We start from the raw sequence: 14,156 nt of genomic DNA, 5'->3' as shown, positions 1-14,156 counted from the left end.
CCCTCGGGCGAGGCGCCCGCCTGCGGGGCGCTGCTGGGGAAGGGCGCGACGGTCGCGGTCAATAGCGGATCCTCGGGTCGAGCACGGTGTAGAAGAGGTCGATGGCGAGGTTCACGAGCACGTAGACGAAGCTGAACAGCAGCACGACGCCCTGGATGACCGGGTAGTCGCGCCGCAGGATCGCGTCGACGGTGAGGCGCCCGAGGCCGGGGATCGCGAAGACCGTCTCGGTCACCACCGCACCGCCGATCAGCAACGCGATGCCGATGCCGATCACGGTGACGATCGGCACCGCGGCGTTCTTGAGGGCGTGGACGAACAGGACCGGCCCCTGCGACAGCCCCTTGGCCCGGGCCGTGCGCACGTAATCCTGCTGGAGCACGTCGAGCATGGTCGCGCGGGTCACCCGGGCGATCAGCGCGATGTAGACGAGGCCGAGCGTCACCGCCGGCAGGATCAGGTTGGACAGCCAGGGCCACACACCCTGCTCGATCGGCGTGTAGCCCTGCACGGGCAGCCAGCCGAGCTCGAGGGCGAAGACGTAGGCCAGGATGTAGCCGACCACGAAGACCGGCACCGAGAAGCCCGTCACGGCGAGCCCCATCACGAGGCGGTCGATCAGGCTGCCGGCCTTCCAGGCGGCGACGACGCCCAGCGGCACCGCCACCACGATGGCGAAGACCAGGGTGACGAGCATCAGCGAGACGGTGGGCTGCACCCGCTGGCCGATCATGGTGGTGACCGGCAGGTTGGTGAAGATCGAGGTGCCGAGATCCCCGTGGAGGATCTGCCAGGACCATTCCCAGAACCGCACCAGGAACGGCCGATCGAGGCCGAGCGTGGCGCGGATGCGGGCGACGTCGTCGGGGGTCGCCTGGTCGCCCGCGATGATCGCCGCCGGGTCGCCCGGGGCGAAGTAGAGGAGGCTGAAGACGAACAGCCCGACCACCGCCATGACCGGGATGGTGGCGAGGATGCGCCTGCCGATATAGCCGAGCATGGGGCCTCGCTAGGCTGTGGGCGGGAGGGCGCGGCGGGTGCGGCCGCCCCTGCCCCCCTCGCGGGTGCCGACCTTCACGCGTCCGGGTCGGGCGCGAACGCCGGCGGCGGAGCGCGACGCGCCCCCGCTCCCGTGCGGGAGAGGGACAGGAGAAGGGACCCGCGCCCCGTCCCGCGACCGCGTTGCCGAGCGCGGTATCCGAAGCCGGGAGCCCGCCCGAGAGACCGGGCGGGTCGGGCGACCCGACGTGGCGAGAGCGGGCGCCATCACGCCTTCGACACGCCCCAGGTGAAGGGGATCGGCCCCTTCACGATGCCCGAGACGTTCTTGCGCCACGCCTGGTAGCCGAGGAAGAACCCGGTGGGCACGTAGACCACGCCCTCGCAGGCGGCGGCGTTGACCTTGTCGATGGCGGCCTTCTCGGCGGCCGGGTCGGCGGCGTCGAACCACTCGGCGATGGCGGTCTCCACCGGCGGGATGTTCGGCCAGCCGAACCACGCCTTGTCGCCGCTCGCCCGCACCGCCGGGTAGCCCGCCGGATTGATGCAGTCGGCGCCCGCGTGCCAGGTGTGGAACATGTTCCAGCCGCCCTGAGGCGGCGGCGCCTTGGAGGCCCGGCGGGTGCCGGTGGTGCCCCAATCGGTGGCGACGAAGTCGACGTTGAAGCCCATCTTCTTCAGGAGATCGGCGGTGATGTCGCCCTGCGCCTTGGTGATCCCCTGGTCCTGCGCCACGATGCAGACCACCGGCTCGCCCTTGTAGCCGGCCTCCTTGAGCAGCTTCTGGCCGAGCTTGATGTCGCCCTTGCCGACATTGCCGCCGCCCGCCTCGCTGTAGAGGGGTGTGCCCGGCGTGAAGAAGCCCGGCAACGTCTTCCACAGGCTGTCGTCGTCGCCGACGATCGCCCGCATGTAATCCTCCTGGCTCATCGCGGTCATGACCGCCTGGCGGATCTTCGGGTTGTCGAAGGGCGGGTGCAGGTGGTTCATCCGGAACGACCCGACATTGCCGAGCGGGTCGGCGATGTCGACGTTGAGGTTGCTGTTCTTGCGCAGCAGCGGCACGAGGTCGGAGATCGGGTTCTCCCACCAGTCGACTTCGCCGTTCTGCAGGGCCGCCGACGCGGTGGCGGCGTCCGGCATGATCACCCACTCGACCCGGTCGACCAGCATGCGCTTGCCGCCCGCGAGCCAGGAATTCGGCTCGTCGCGGGGCTTGTAGTCGGTGAAGGTCTCGAACACCGCCCGGGCGCCCGGCACCCACTCGTTGCGGACGAACTTCATCGGGCCCGAGCCGACATACTCGGAGATCTGCGTGAACGGGTCGGTCTTGGCGATCCGCTCCGGCATCATCAGCGCCATCGGCGCGTTGGTCTTGCCGAGCGCGTAGAGCAGCTTCGGGAACGGCTTCTTCAGGCGCCACTGGAAGGTCCTGTCGTCGGTCGCCGCGAGGTCGTCTTGGATGCCGCGGATCATCAGGCCGATCGGGTCGCGGGCCATCCAGCGGGTGAGGCTCGCCACCACGTCCTTGGCGAGAACCGGCTCGCCGTCGTGCCACTTCAGGCCGGGGCGCAGCCGGAAGGTCCAGGTGAGCTTGTCGCCCGAGACCTCCTCGGACTCGACCATCTGGCGCTGCGGCTTCAGCTGCGCGTCGACGCCGTAGAGCATGTCCCAGACGAGGGTGCCGGCGTTGCGCACCACGTACTGGGTCCCCCAGATCGGGTCGAAATTCGCGAGGTTCGCCTGCGGCACGAAGCGCAGGACCTTGCCCCCCTGCGCCAGGGCCGGCCGCGCGAGCTGCGGCGCAGCCAAACCGAGCGCAGCCGAACCCTTGAGAAAGGTCCTGCGGTCCATCGTCTTCTCCCTGGCGGTGCGGATCTCAAGCATCGGTCGCCGGCCCGCACCTTGCGGGCGAGTTTGAACGGTTCTGATGCGCGGGCGCAATGGCCCGTGGTGACAACGACGTCCGGGCGCGCGTCCGCACCGCCGCCGGCCTCGGGGCGACGGCGGCATGGAGAGGGGCTGTGTCGGTGCGGCTCGAACTCACGGGCCGCGTCTCGCAAGGCCCGCGCCAGCCCGGCCGTGACTGCGTTATGTATTCAGGAACGCGGAGCGCGCGGCGTCTCGGTCGACATGTCCCGCACCGTCATCGCGAGCGCAGCGATGACGGCTGTGCCGACATCATCGATCGGAAACGGGATCGCACAGCGTTTCGCAGCTCGGGATCGAGCGCGAGGCCGGAGATCCCCTCGCCCTTCGGTCTGCGCTGTGTGAGTCCGCGCCCCCCCCCGCGGAGGAGGGCCAGCCGGGGCGGCGGGCACCGGAATGGACGCCTCAGCCCACCTGCCGCAGGTGGCCGCCCCGCGCGCCCGGAACCGCCTGCATGGCGCGGATGAAGGCCGCGATGCGGGGGGCGATCACCGACCGGTAGCGCGAGCCGTTGAACACCCCGTAATGGCCGACGCCGGCCTGGAGGTGGTAGGCCTTGCGCGCTTCCGGAAGGTTCGGCGTCAGGTCGAGGGCCGCCTTGGTCTGGCCGACGCCGGAGATGTCGTCGTTCTCGCCCTCGACCGCCAGGATCGCGCAGCGGCGGATGGCGCCGAGATCGACCGGCGTGCCGCGGTGCGTCATCTGTCCCGTCGGCAGGGCGTGGTCGACGAACACGGTCTGCACGGTCTGGAGGTAGTACTCGGCCGTCAGGTCCATCACGGCGAGGTACTCGTCGTAGAACTCGCGGTGCTTCTCGGCCGAGTCGCCGTCGCCCGTCACCAGATGGTCGAACATGTCCGAATGGGCGGTGACGTGGCGGTCGAGGTTCATCGCCATGAAGCCCGACAGCTGCAGGAAGCCCGGATAGACCCGGCGCCAGGCGCCCGGGTAGATCGGCGGCACGAGGCTGATCGTGTTCTGCTCGAACCACTTCTGGCCACGCTCCTGCGCGAGGCAGTTCACCGCGGTGGGCGAGCGGCGGGTGTCGATCGGGCCGCCCATCAAGGTCATGGAGGTCGGCACCGCCGGCTCGTCGGCCGCCTCCATCAGCGCCACCGCGGCGAAGACCGGCACCGCCGGCTGGCACACCGCCATGACGTGCAGGTCCGGCCCGAGGACCGCGAACATCTCCTGCAGGTAGTCGATGTAGTCGTCGAGATCGAACTGGCCCGCGAAGAGCGGCACCATCCGGGCGTCGGTCCAGTCGGTGATGAACACCCGGTGGTTCGGCAGCATCGCCTCGACGGTGCCGCGCAGCAGCGTGGCGTAGTGCCCCGACATCGGCGCGACGATCAGCAGCTTGGGCTGCGGCTCCGCGGGGGCCGCCGGGAACGCGCGGTCGAAGGCGATCAGGCGGCAGAACGGCCGCTCCCAGACCACCCGCTCGGTGACCGGGACCGCCGCGCCGTCCACCACCGTCTCGGTGAAGCCGAAGGCGGGCTTGCCGTACTGGCGGGTGACGCGCTCGAACATCTCGCAGCCGGCGCTGACCGCGCGGGCGTAGGGTCCGTAGGCCAGGGGATTGCCCGGCATCTGCAGCCCGTAGCGGGTGAGGTCGGCGGCGACGCGGGCGGGTGCCATCAGGGCGCGCGCGCCCTCGTACAGGGAATAGGCCAGCAGCATCGTCACCTCGCGGTCTCGCTCCGGCCGCGGGCATCGAGCCGCGCGGCCCATACCCCCTGCAACCCGAGTCGGTAGGATAATGCTCCACCCTGAACGCGGGCGGAACATCCCGGAGCTGCGGCGACTTGCCTGTGACCACGTCCGCGGGCGATCGTCCGCCAGCGACGACGTGTCCGGGGCGGTGAGCCGGGATTCCCATCGCCGCGTCATGCGAAGGGAGTCCACGGGACGCCGCGCCGGCGGGTCCGTCCGGCGACGCACCGATACAGCCCGTTACAGCCCATGCCCGATACCGATCTCAGCGGCCTCGGTCGCGACGCGCGACACCTGCGGCTCGACACCTTCGTCCGCCTGCGCTGGCTCGCCATCACGGGCCAGAGCGCGGCGGTCGTCGGGGCGCAGTTCGGCCTCGGCCTGCCGCTGCCGTTCGGCTGGTGCTTCCTGGTGATCGCCACCTCGTCCTGGCTGAACCTCGCCCTGCGGATCCGCTTCCCGGCGAGCTACCGGCTCAGCGACGATTCCGCGGCCCTGCTCCTCGCCTTCGACATCGTGCAGCTCGCGGCCCTGCTGTTCCTCACGGGCGGGCTCCAGAACCCGTTCTCGCTGCTGTTCCTCGCCCCGGTGCTGATCTCCGCCACCGCCCTGCCCCCCGAGCGGACCCTGGCGCTGGGCCTCCTGGCGGTGGGTCTCGCGACGCTGCTCGCCCTGGTGCACCGGCCCCTGCCCTGGTTCGCGGACGGGCGGATCGAGCTGCCGTTCCTGTACGTCTCCGGCGTCTGGACCGCGATCCTGCTCGGCACCGCCTTCACGGGCGTCTACGCGTGGCGGGTCGCCGAGGAGACCCGGCTCCTCGCCCAGGCGCTCGCCGCCACCGAGCTGGTGCTCGCCCGCGAGCAGCACCTGTCGCAGCTCGACGGGCTCGCGGCCGCGGCTGCCCACGAATTGGGCACGCCGCTGGGCACGATCATGGTGGTGACCAAGGAGCTGATCCGCCAGCTCGGCCCCACCGCCTCGCCGGCGGTGGCGGAGGATCTCAACCTGCTGCGCGAGCAGGTCGACCGCTGCCGCGGCATCCTCGGCAAGCTGACCTCCCTCGACGGGGACGGGGCCGGGGCCGGCTTCCTGGAGACGGTGACGTTCAGCCACCTCGTGGAGGAGCTGGTGGCGCCGCAGCGGGCACTCGGCGCTGCCCTCGCCGTCACCAGCGCCGGCGAGGGGCCGGAGCCGGCCTGCCGGCGCAACCCGGGCGTCATGTTCGGGCTCGCCAACATCCTCGACAACGCCGTCGACTTCGCCGAGGCCGGCGTCACCGTCGAGGGGCGCTGGACGCCCGACCGGGTCTGGATCGAGATCCGCGACGACGGCCCGGGCTTCTCCAGCGAGGTGCTGCTGCGGGCGGGCGAGCCCTACGTGACCACCCGCAGCCACGACCGGCCGCAATCCGGCGGCACCGTGGGGGCCGGCCTCGGCCTCGGGCTGTTCATCGCCAAGACCCTGATCGAGCGCTCGGGAGCGCAGCTCGCCCTGATGAACGTCGCGGCGCCGGACGCCCACGGGGCGATCGTGCGCGTCTCCTGGGCCCGGCACATCTTCGAGCGCGGCGCCGCGCCGCGACATTCTCCGGAACTCAGTATCCGCGCCCCCCTGCCACCGGGCGATGCCGTACCTATATGATGGACAGACCAAGAACCCGACGACGAAAACCCGAAAGGAGTACCGGATGCTCACGCAGCCCGGGACCTCGGCGGCGACCGACCCCGCCGTGATCAACGATGCCGATCCGCTGGCCGCCTTCTCCGACCGCAGCCTGCTGATCGTCGACGACGACAAGCCCTTCCAGACCCGCCTCGCGCGCGCCATGGAGAGCCGTGGCTACCACGTGCAGGTGGCCGACAGCGTCGCGGACGGCGTCTCCGCCGTCGAGGCGCGCGCGCCCGCCTTCGCGGTGATCGACATGCGCCTCGGCGACGGCAACGGCCTCGACGTGATCGCCCGCCTCAAGGAGCGCCGGCCCGAGGCCCGCGGCGTGATCCTCACCGGCTACGGCAATATCGCCACCGCGGTCACCGCGGTGAAGCTCGGCGCCTTCGACTACCTCGCCAAGCCCGCCGACGCCGACGAGATCCACGGCACGCTGATGGCGCAGCCGGGCGAGCGGGCCGACCCGCCCGAGAACCCGATGTCGGCGGACCGGGTCCGCTGGGAGCACATCCAGCGCGTCTACGAGCTGTGCAGCCGCAACGTCAGCGAGACCGCCCGGCGCCTCAACATGCACCGGCGGACCCTGCAGCGGATCCTGGCCAAGCGCGCGCCGCGCTAGGCGGTCGCCCGGGCCAATCGGTTGCATCGTCCCGCCTCTGTGGGCTAGCTGCGCGGGTCCCGGACGGTTCGTCCGGGACCCGAATTCTTTCGAGGGCGGATCTCGTGAACGGGCGCAACGCCATCACCATCATCAGCATGATGGTCCTCGTCGGCACCGAGGTGTTCGCCGTGGCCATCGCGGCGGGCTGGGCCATCGCGGGCATCTTCGATCTCGGCGACCGGGTCGGGCACATCCTGATGGGGCTGTTCAGCCTGTTCGCGGCCTGGATCATGCTCCAGCTCTGGCGCCGGGCGACCAGCATCGAGCCCCTGCGGGGCCCGGCTCCGGCGGCGCATCGCTGAACGAGCGCGCACGGGCGACTTTTCCGTTCAAGTTGCATCCAGCAGCGGAATGATCCCTATGCGTGCGGCGTGTTCGACAGTGCGCCGGCCTTCCTGTTAGAAGCGACCGGCGACGGTCTGTGTGACGTTGTCGCAGGTCACACCCCCGTCCTGACACGCGTGAGACCCGTAGATCCATGAAAGCCCGTATCATCGTCACCCTGAAGACCGGTGTGCTGGACCCGCAGGGCAAGGCGATCGAGGCCGCCCTCAGGTCCCTCGGCATCGAGGGCGTCGACGGCGTCCGTCAGGGCAAGGTCTTCGACATTGAGGTGTCGGCAGCCGACGGCGCCGCCGCCGAGGCGACGCTGCGCACGGCCTGCGAGAAGCTCTTGGCCAACACCGTCGTCGAGAACTACGCGATCGAGATCCTCTGATGCACGCCGCGGTCGTCGTCTTCCCGGGTTCCAACCGCGAGTCGGACGTCGTCCGGGCCCTGCGGCGCTCCGGCGCGCAGGTGAGCCTCGTCTGGCACGCGGACCACGCGCTCCCCGCCGGCACCGACCTCGCCGTCCTGCCCGGCGGCTTCTCGTACGGCGACTACCTGCGCTGCGGCGCCATCGCCGGCCGGGCCGCGGCCATGGACGCGGTCCGGGCCCACGCGGCCCGCGGCGGTCTCGTGCTCGGTATCTGCAACGGCTTCCAGATCCTGTGCGAATCGGGCCTGCTGCCCGGCGTGCTGATGCGCAACATCGACCGGCGCTTCATCTGCCACCGGCAGACGCTCCGGGTGGAGCGCACCGACACCCGCTTTACCAGCGCCTACACTCAGGGTCAGGTGATCGACGTCTGCGTCGCCCACGGCGAAGGCAACTACTTCGCCGATCCCGAGACGCTGGCGCGGATCGAGGGCGACGGCCGGGTCGCCTTCCGCTACTGCGACGCGACCGGGGCGATCACCGTCGAGGCGAACCGCAACGGCTCCCTCAACGCCATCGCGGGCGTCCTGTCGGAGACCGGGAACGTCCTCGGGATGATGCCGCACCCGGAGAACTTCGTCGAGGATCTGGTCGGCGGGACCGACGGGCGCGGGCTTTTCGACAGTCTGGCAGCCTGAGATCGACGGGCGAGAACGCACCTTAACTCCGCATTAAGGTTTTCGAGGCATAAACAGGCATCCAGTGATCTGGATGTCGAGTTGGACATGTTTGTCCGCTCTGTTTTGATGCCTCCCTGATGACTCCTCGAGCCGCTCCCTCCGGGGCGGCTTTTTTCTGTGCGCCTGCGGAGCGCGACGCGGGTCGGTGCCGAGGGGCGGGTCTCGCCCGAGAACGGCCCGCGCGGACTTGGCCGCCGCACCTTCCGGCTCTTCGGGCAAAGCTGCGCGATCCCGGACGGCGCCGGTCGCGATCGCGGGCCTCTCGCCCCGGCGATGACCCGTCCGTCGCACCGTCGCCCCGGATCCGTAACGCGAAAGCCCAGGCCGGGCGGACCCGACCTGGGCTGAGAGCGATCTCGGCTGACAGCGGCTGGGCGGGGCGAGCCGCCTCAGTACAATCCGCCGGCCTGAGCGGCCCGGTCGGGATCGGGCGCGACCGCCGCCGGGGCGGCCGCCTGGCCGCCACCGCCGCCGGAGGATGGTGCCGAGTAGGAATCCGGCGGCGCGGTGCCGGGCTTGAACGCCTCCAGGATCGTCCCGGCGCCCTCCCCCGAGCCGGCGCGGGTGCCGCTCGCGAGGTTGATGCGGATCAGCTTGATGCCCGGGGGCACGCGGAACGGCGTCGGCGGCTTGTCCTTGAGGGCCGTCTTCAGGAACTCCAGGGCGATCGGCGCCGCCAGGCCGCCGCCGGTGGCGCGGTCGCCGAGCGAGCGGGGCTTGTCGAAGCCGATATAGATGCCGACCGCCAGGTCCGGCGAGAAGCCCACGAACCACGCGTCCTTGGCGTCGTTCGTCGTGCCGGTCTTGCCGGCGAGCGGCTTGCCGATCTGCTTCAGGATCGTGGCGGTGCCGCGCTGGACCACGCCCTCCATGATCGAGACCATCTGGTAGGCGGTCAGCGGGTCGAGCACCTGCTCGGAATCGTCCACCAGCTTCGGCTCGTCCTGGCCCGACCACTTCTCGGCGTCGCAGCCGATGCACTTGCGGTTGTCGTGCCGGTAGATCGTCTCGCCGATGCGGTCCTGGATCCGGTCGATCAAGGTCGGCCGGATGCGCCGGCCGCCGTTGGCCAGCATCGAGTAGGCGGTGACCATGCGCATGACCGTGGTCTCGCCCGCGCCGAGCGACATGGGCAGCACCGGCAGCATGTCGTCGTAGACGCCGAAGCGGCGGGCGTACTCGGCGATGAGCGGCATGCCGACATCCTTGGCGAGCCGGACCGTCATCAGGTTCTTCGAGTGCTCGATGCCGTAGCGCAGGGTGTGCGGGCCGCCCGACTTGCCGTCGTAGTTCGAGGGCGTCCAGGCCTCCTGGCCGGGGCCGGCCTCGATGGTGATCGGGGTATCCTGGATAATCGAGGCGGGGGTGTAGCCGTTGTCCAGCGCCGCCGAGTAGACGATCGGCTTGAACGAGGAGCCGGGCTGGCGCATCGCCTGGGTGGCGCGGTTGAACTCGGATTCGTCGTACGAGAAGCCGCCGACCATCGCGTGCACGCGGCCCGTATTCGGGTCCATGGCCACGATGGCGCCGGAGACCTCGGGCTTCTGGCGCAGGCGGAACTGCCCGCGGCCGCCGTCCATCGCCTCGACGTAGACCATGTCGCCGGCCTGGAGGTTGGCGCGGCCGGCCCAGCGCATGCCCTCGGGGGTGATCACGCCGGTCTCGCGGTCCTTGCCGACCTGGCCGGAGGCCTCGCGCCGGGGCTGCAGGCCGATCTGCACGCCGCCGCCGCCGTTGCCCAGCACCACGGCGAGCCGCCAGGGCGCCACGTCGCCGAGCGCCGGAACCTCGGCCGCCGCCATGCCCCAGTCGCGCCCGGTCAGGTCGACCTTGGTGACCGGACCGCGCCAGCCATGGGCCTGGTCGTAGCGCACGAGGCCGTCGACCAGCGCCTTGCGGGCCCAGGCCTGCATCTTCGGGTCGAGGGTCGTGCGCACTGAGAGGCCGCCCTCGTAGAGCTTCTTCTCGCCGTAGCGCTCGGAGATCTCGCGGCGGACCTCCTCGGTGAAGTAGTTGGCGTTGGCGGCGTTCGGGAAGGCGACGCGCGGGTTGACGCCGAGCGGCATCTTCTTGGCGGACTCCGCCTCCTCCCGGGTGATGTAGCCGTTCTCCGCCATCAGGCGGATGATCTCGTTGCGGCGGTCGAGGGCCGCCTGGGTCTTGCGGTAGGGGTGGTAGTTGTTCGGCCCCTTCGGCAGGGCGGCGAGGTAGGCCGCCTCGTTGATGGTCAGCTCGTGGACCGACTTGCCGAAATAGTCGAGCGCGGCGGCCGCGACGCCGTGCAGGTTGCGGCCGGGCACGATCGTGCCGAGGAAGATCTCGTTGAGGTAGAGCTCGAGGATCTTGTCCTTCGAGTAGGCCGCCTCGATGCGGAGCGCCAGCAGCGCCTCCTTGATCTTGCGGTCGTAGGTCTGCTCGGAGGAGAGCAGGAAGTTCTTGGCGACCTGCTGGGTGATGGTCGAGGCGCCCTGCCGCTTGCCCGACTTGGCGTTGGTCAGGAAGGCGCGCACGATCCCCTCGGGGTCGATGCCGCCGTGCTTGTAGAAGTTTTTGTCCTCGGCCGACAGGAAGGCCGCGACGACGATCTTCGGCATCGCCTGGATCGGCAGGTACAGCCGGCGCTCGCGGGCGTACTCGGCCAGCAGCGAGCCGTCCGCCGCGTGGACGCGGGTCATCACCGGCGGCTCGTAATTGGAGAGCGCGGCGTGGTCGGGCAGGTCCTGGCTGTACTTCCAGTAGAAGTAACCGCCCACCGCCGCGCCGACCACGAACAGCACCGCGGCGGCGCTGAACAGGATCCCAAAGAAACGGAGGATCAGACGCATCCGGTGTTCCGCTCGTCGCTGGCCCGGCCGAATGCCGGAATCGGCTCATCCGGCGCGTGCACCCCGCGCGCTGCGCGGCCGGCCCCCGGACGGTCCCGTGAGACCCCCTCGGAATGCCGGTTTCGGCGGCCATGCGACGGGGCGTCGGACGTCCCGTATCGACACTCTATCTATGGTGAAACTGGGGCGGCGGCGGCCGCGCGGCGCGTCGGGGCCGGCCGGCCGAGCGTGGCGCGGTTGGTGAAGAACTGGTCGATCGCCTTGGCCATGGAGCCGGTGACGTCGGCCCGCCACTCCGGCGATTGCAGCATCTCTAGGTCGCGCTTGCTGGAGAGATAGCCGAGTTCCACGAGCACGCTCGGCACGTCGGGGGAGCGCAGCACCACGAAGCGCGCCTCGCGGTGGGGCTTGGCGCTCATCTTCATCACGGGGGCGAGCTGGCCCATCAGCGTGCGGGCGAAGCCCGACGAGAAGCCCCGCGTCTCGCGCAGGGTCAGCTCCTGCAGGATGTCGGCGATGTCCGGCGGCGCCTCGGCGGCGTCGACGCCCGCGGCGGAATCCGCCCGGTTCTCGCGCTCGGCGAGCTTGGCGGATTCGGCGTCCGTGGCCTTCTCGGAATTGGTGTAGATCGTGGCGCCGCTCACCTGGGGTGCCGCCGAGATCGAGTCCGCGTGGATCGACACGAACAGGTCGGCCCTGGCGTCGCGGGCGAGGCGCACCCGCTCGGCCAGCGGCACGAACACGTCGCGGTCGCGGGTCATGCGGACCCGGTAGCGGCCGCCCGCCTCCAGCTTCGCCACGAGGGCCTGGGCGAAGCCGAACACGATGTCCTTCTCGAACACGCCGCCCACCGCGATGGCGCCGGGATCGGTGCCGCCGTGGCCGGCATCGACCATGATCAGCGGCCGCTGGTCGGCGGGCTCCGGCGCCGCGGCGCGGGCCTGGGCGGGGGCGGGATCGGCGGTGGCGGCGGCCTTGCGGAACGCGTCGCGGTCGGCGCGCTGCAGCGGGATCGTGAGCAGCACCGCGCCGTCACGCGGCCGCGTCGCGGTCTCGATCTTCCCGACGATGGCGGGCGCGGTGAGGTCGATCACGATGCGGGACCGCCCGGGCGCGAACAGGCCGTAGCGGAAGCTCTGCACGAGGCCGTCGCGGCGGCTGCCGGTCCCGGAATCGAGCTGGAAGTTGACCTCGGGCAGGTCGATCACCGCCCGGTCGGGCCGCTCCATCACGAAGCCGCGGGCCTCGACGGCCCGGGACAGAGTCAGGGTGAGGCGCGTGGTGCCGGCCTGGCTCGCGACGTCGGCCCCGATGGCGACGGCCGGCTTCTCGCCGTTCTGCGCGGCAGCCGGCATCCCCGTCAGCGCCGGCAGGAGCGCGACGGCGAGGCGGAGCCATGCGGAACGGATCAGGCGCGCGCAGTTCGGCATCGGTCCGGTGTCGTCTCCCGTGCCCTCCGTTAAGGCATGGGACCGGCTTGGTTAACGGGTCGTTGCCGCCGCGGGTTCGATCGGGCCGGCCTTGTGGCCGGGATGCGACAAGTCCCGGCCGCCCGGGCGCCGCGCCTCAGCGGTACGCGACGACCCGGCTCGCCTGCCCGACCACCGTGACCCAGCAGGTCAGGGACGCGTCGGCGGCCCGCTGGACCTCGCCGACCTGCAGGCGGATGACGTCGGCCGGCGAGCGGGCACCCGAGAGCGCCCGCAGATGCGCGACGGCCGCCTCGCCCTCGCCGCGCACGTAGCGGGCGATGATCGAGCCGATCTCGACGACGTCGAGGCGGTCGGGGGTGAAGCTGATTCGGTTCGCGGCCGCGACGAGTCCCGGACCCGCGCCCGGCACCGGCCGGGGGGCGATGTCGATCACCGCCCCGGTTCCGGACTCGGCTTCGGACCGGGCTTCGAACTCGGCTTCGGACGTCGTCGCGGCGGCTGTGGCCACCGGGTCGGACGGGACGTCCACCGCGCCGTCGGGCGCGGTCTCGGCGCCGGTCCGGACGGCCTCGGCGAAGTGGTCAGGCGATTGGTCAGGCGCCGGAGCGGGCGCTTGATCGGGTTCATCCGCCGCGATCGGGGCGGCTGCGGCCTGGATCTCGGGGGGGGCCGACGCGTCCTGCAACGGCTGGGGCGTCCCGGCGGGACGGCTCCTCGGTCGACGCGGCTTTCCCATCGCGCGATCTCCTCCTGTCGGCGTCGGCCCGTCTCGACGGAGCGGCGGCCGGCTCGCCGGCGGTGTCGGCGCCGGGCCCGTGACGCCCGGGCGTCAGAGCGGGGGATCCGGCGGGCCTGGACGGCCCTGCCGGATCCCGGTCTTCGTGCCCCGATCGCGGACCGGGGCGGCCGGCCTCAGCGGGCGGCGGCGTTCTGCGCCAGGGTGCCGTAATCCTTGGCCTGGGCCTGGAGCGCGGCGAACTGGCTGCGGACGAACTCGGACTGGAGCTCGAACGCCTCGCGGAGATCCTTCGTGCGCACCAGCTTCTGGGCGAAGTCGAAGGTCGCGTTGGCGTTGGCCTGCGCGTGATCGAACCCCTTCGCGACCGCGGCGCTGAGGGTCGACTGGAAGGTCTGGCCCGAGGCCTGGACCTGCTCGGCGGCCTTCACGGCGTTCGCCATCATGGTGCCGACGGCGGTCCGGGCCTGATCGACGCTCTTGTCGGCGAAGTCGCGCATCTCGGTCGGGATCTCGAAGTTCGGGGTCTGCATCGATGTCTCCAGCATCATCCTTGGAGCGGGACGCCGCATGCGTCCGCGTTGACGCCCCTCTATATGTTGCACCGCAACAAGAAGTCAAGTGCAGGTTCGGGGCGCACTCACGGATCCGGAGGCCCGATAAAGTTCCGATCCGATGATGTCACGAAGTCATCGACCCGGTGCCAGGGCCAGATAGCAGGTTGCGAGCAAGCTACACCATTGACTCAG

General features: G+C 70.9%; 12 protein-coding genes. 5 read left to right on the top strand and 7 right to left on the bottom strand.

Annotated features, from left to right (window positions below):
• Positions 1 to 58: 58 nt before the first annotated feature.
• The 3 genes from C4T42_RS17945 to phaZ all read right to left on the bottom strand — a co-directional run bounded on the left by C4T42_RS17945 (position 59) and on the right by phaZ (position 4,611).
• A complete protein-coding gene (locus C4T42_RS17945) occupies positions 59 to 1,000 on the bottom strand; it encodes an ABC transporter permease (RefSeq protein ID WP_020093982.1) in 942 nt (313 codons plus the stop codon).
• Between the two features lie 266 nt (positions 1,001 to 1,266).
• On the bottom strand, positions 1,267 to 2,853 hold the full coding sequence (locus C4T42_RS17940) for an ABC transporter substrate-binding protein (protein WP_103985569.1): 1,587 nt from the start codon (positions 2,851 to 2,853) through the stop codon (positions 1,267 to 1,269).
• A 480-nt stretch (positions 2,854 to 3,333) separates the two neighbouring features.
• Positions 3,334 to 4,611, bottom strand: a complete 1,278-nt coding sequence (phaZ, locus tag C4T42_RS17935) for a polyhydroxyalkanoate depolymerase (RefSeq protein WP_020093984.1) — start codon at positions 4,609 to 4,611, stop codon at positions 3,334 to 3,336.
• A gap of 282 nt (positions 4,612 to 4,893) precedes the next feature.
• Between phaZ and C4T42_RS17930 the strand changes: the two genes are divergently transcribed.
• From C4T42_RS17930 to purQ, 5 genes are all read left to right on the top strand, one after another.
• Positions 4,894 to 6,285, top strand: coding sequence for an ActS/PrrB/RegB family redox-sensitive histidine kinase (locus C4T42_RS17930; protein WP_020093985.1), 1,392 nt, complete (start codon positions 4,894 to 4,896; stop codon positions 6,283 to 6,285).
• Between the two features lie 46 nt (positions 6,286 to 6,331).
• Positions 6,332 to 6,931 carry an ActR/PrrA/RegA family redox response regulator transcription factor gene (locus tag C4T42_RS17925; protein ID WP_012321283.1) on the top strand — a complete coding sequence of 200 codons (600 nt, stop codon included), beginning with the start codon at positions 6,332 to 6,334 and terminating at the stop codon, positions 6,929 to 6,931.
• Between the two features lie 104 nt (positions 6,932 to 7,035).
• Positions 7,036 to 7,275: a hypothetical protein gene (locus tag C4T42_RS17920; protein ID WP_103985568.1), complete on the top strand. Its 240-nt coding sequence runs from the start codon at positions 7,036 to 7,038 to the stop codon at positions 7,273 to 7,275.
• Positions 7,276 to 7,451: 176 nt separating this feature from the next.
• Entirely contained in the window at positions 7,452 to 7,691 is a 240-nt protein-coding gene (purS, locus tag C4T42_RS17915; RefSeq protein ID WP_020093986.1) for a phosphoribosylformylglycinamidine synthase subunit PurS, read from the top strand.
• Entirely contained in the window at positions 7,691 to 8,371 is a 681-nt protein-coding gene (gene purQ / locus C4T42_RS17910; RefSeq protein WP_103985567.1) for a phosphoribosylformylglycinamidine synthase subunit PurQ, read from the top strand. Before purS ends, purQ begins: the two co-directional genes overlap by 1 nt.
• 431 nt (positions 8,372 to 8,802) lie before the next feature.
• Here the strand turns inward: purQ and C4T42_RS17905 are convergent, their stop codons facing one another.
• The 4 genes from C4T42_RS17905 to C4T42_RS17890 all read right to left on the bottom strand — a co-directional run bounded on the left by C4T42_RS17905 (position 8,803) and on the right by C4T42_RS17890 (position 13,940).
• The gene (locus C4T42_RS17905; protein WP_103985566.1) at positions 8,803 to 11,238 is read right to left on the bottom strand and encodes a penicillin-binding protein 1A; all 2,436 of its coding nucleotides are present in this window, start codon (positions 11,236 to 11,238) and stop codon (positions 8,803 to 8,805) included.
• Positions 11,239 to 11,408: 170 nt separating this feature from the next.
• Positions 11,409 to 12,668: an N-acetylmuramoyl-L-alanine amidase gene (locus tag C4T42_RS17900; RefSeq protein ID WP_103985565.1), complete on the bottom strand. Its 1,260-nt coding sequence runs from the start codon at positions 12,666 to 12,668 to the stop codon at positions 11,409 to 11,411.
• A 136-nt stretch (positions 12,669 to 12,804) separates the two neighbouring features.
• Positions 12,805 to 13,356 carry a hypothetical protein gene (locus C4T42_RS17895; RefSeq protein WP_020093990.1) on the bottom strand — a complete coding sequence of 184 codons (552 nt, stop codon included), beginning with the start codon at positions 13,354 to 13,356 and terminating at the stop codon, positions 12,805 to 12,807.
• Positions 13,357 to 13,583: 227 nt separating this feature from the next.
• Complete coding sequence (locus tag C4T42_RS17890) at positions 13,584 to 13,940, bottom strand: phasin (protein WP_026605054.1); 357 nt, start codon at positions 13,938 to 13,940, stop codon at positions 13,584 to 13,586.
• Positions 13,941 to 14,156: the final 216 nt, after the last annotated feature.

It is taken from the genome of Methylobacterium sp. 190mf, assembly GCF_900107945.1.
GTDB lineage: Bacteria > Pseudomonadota > Alphaproteobacteria > Rhizobiales > Beijerinckiaceae > Methylobacterium.
The sequence above is the reverse complement of the archived record's forward strand: the minus strand, read 5'-3'. Positions and strand labels throughout refer to the sequence as shown.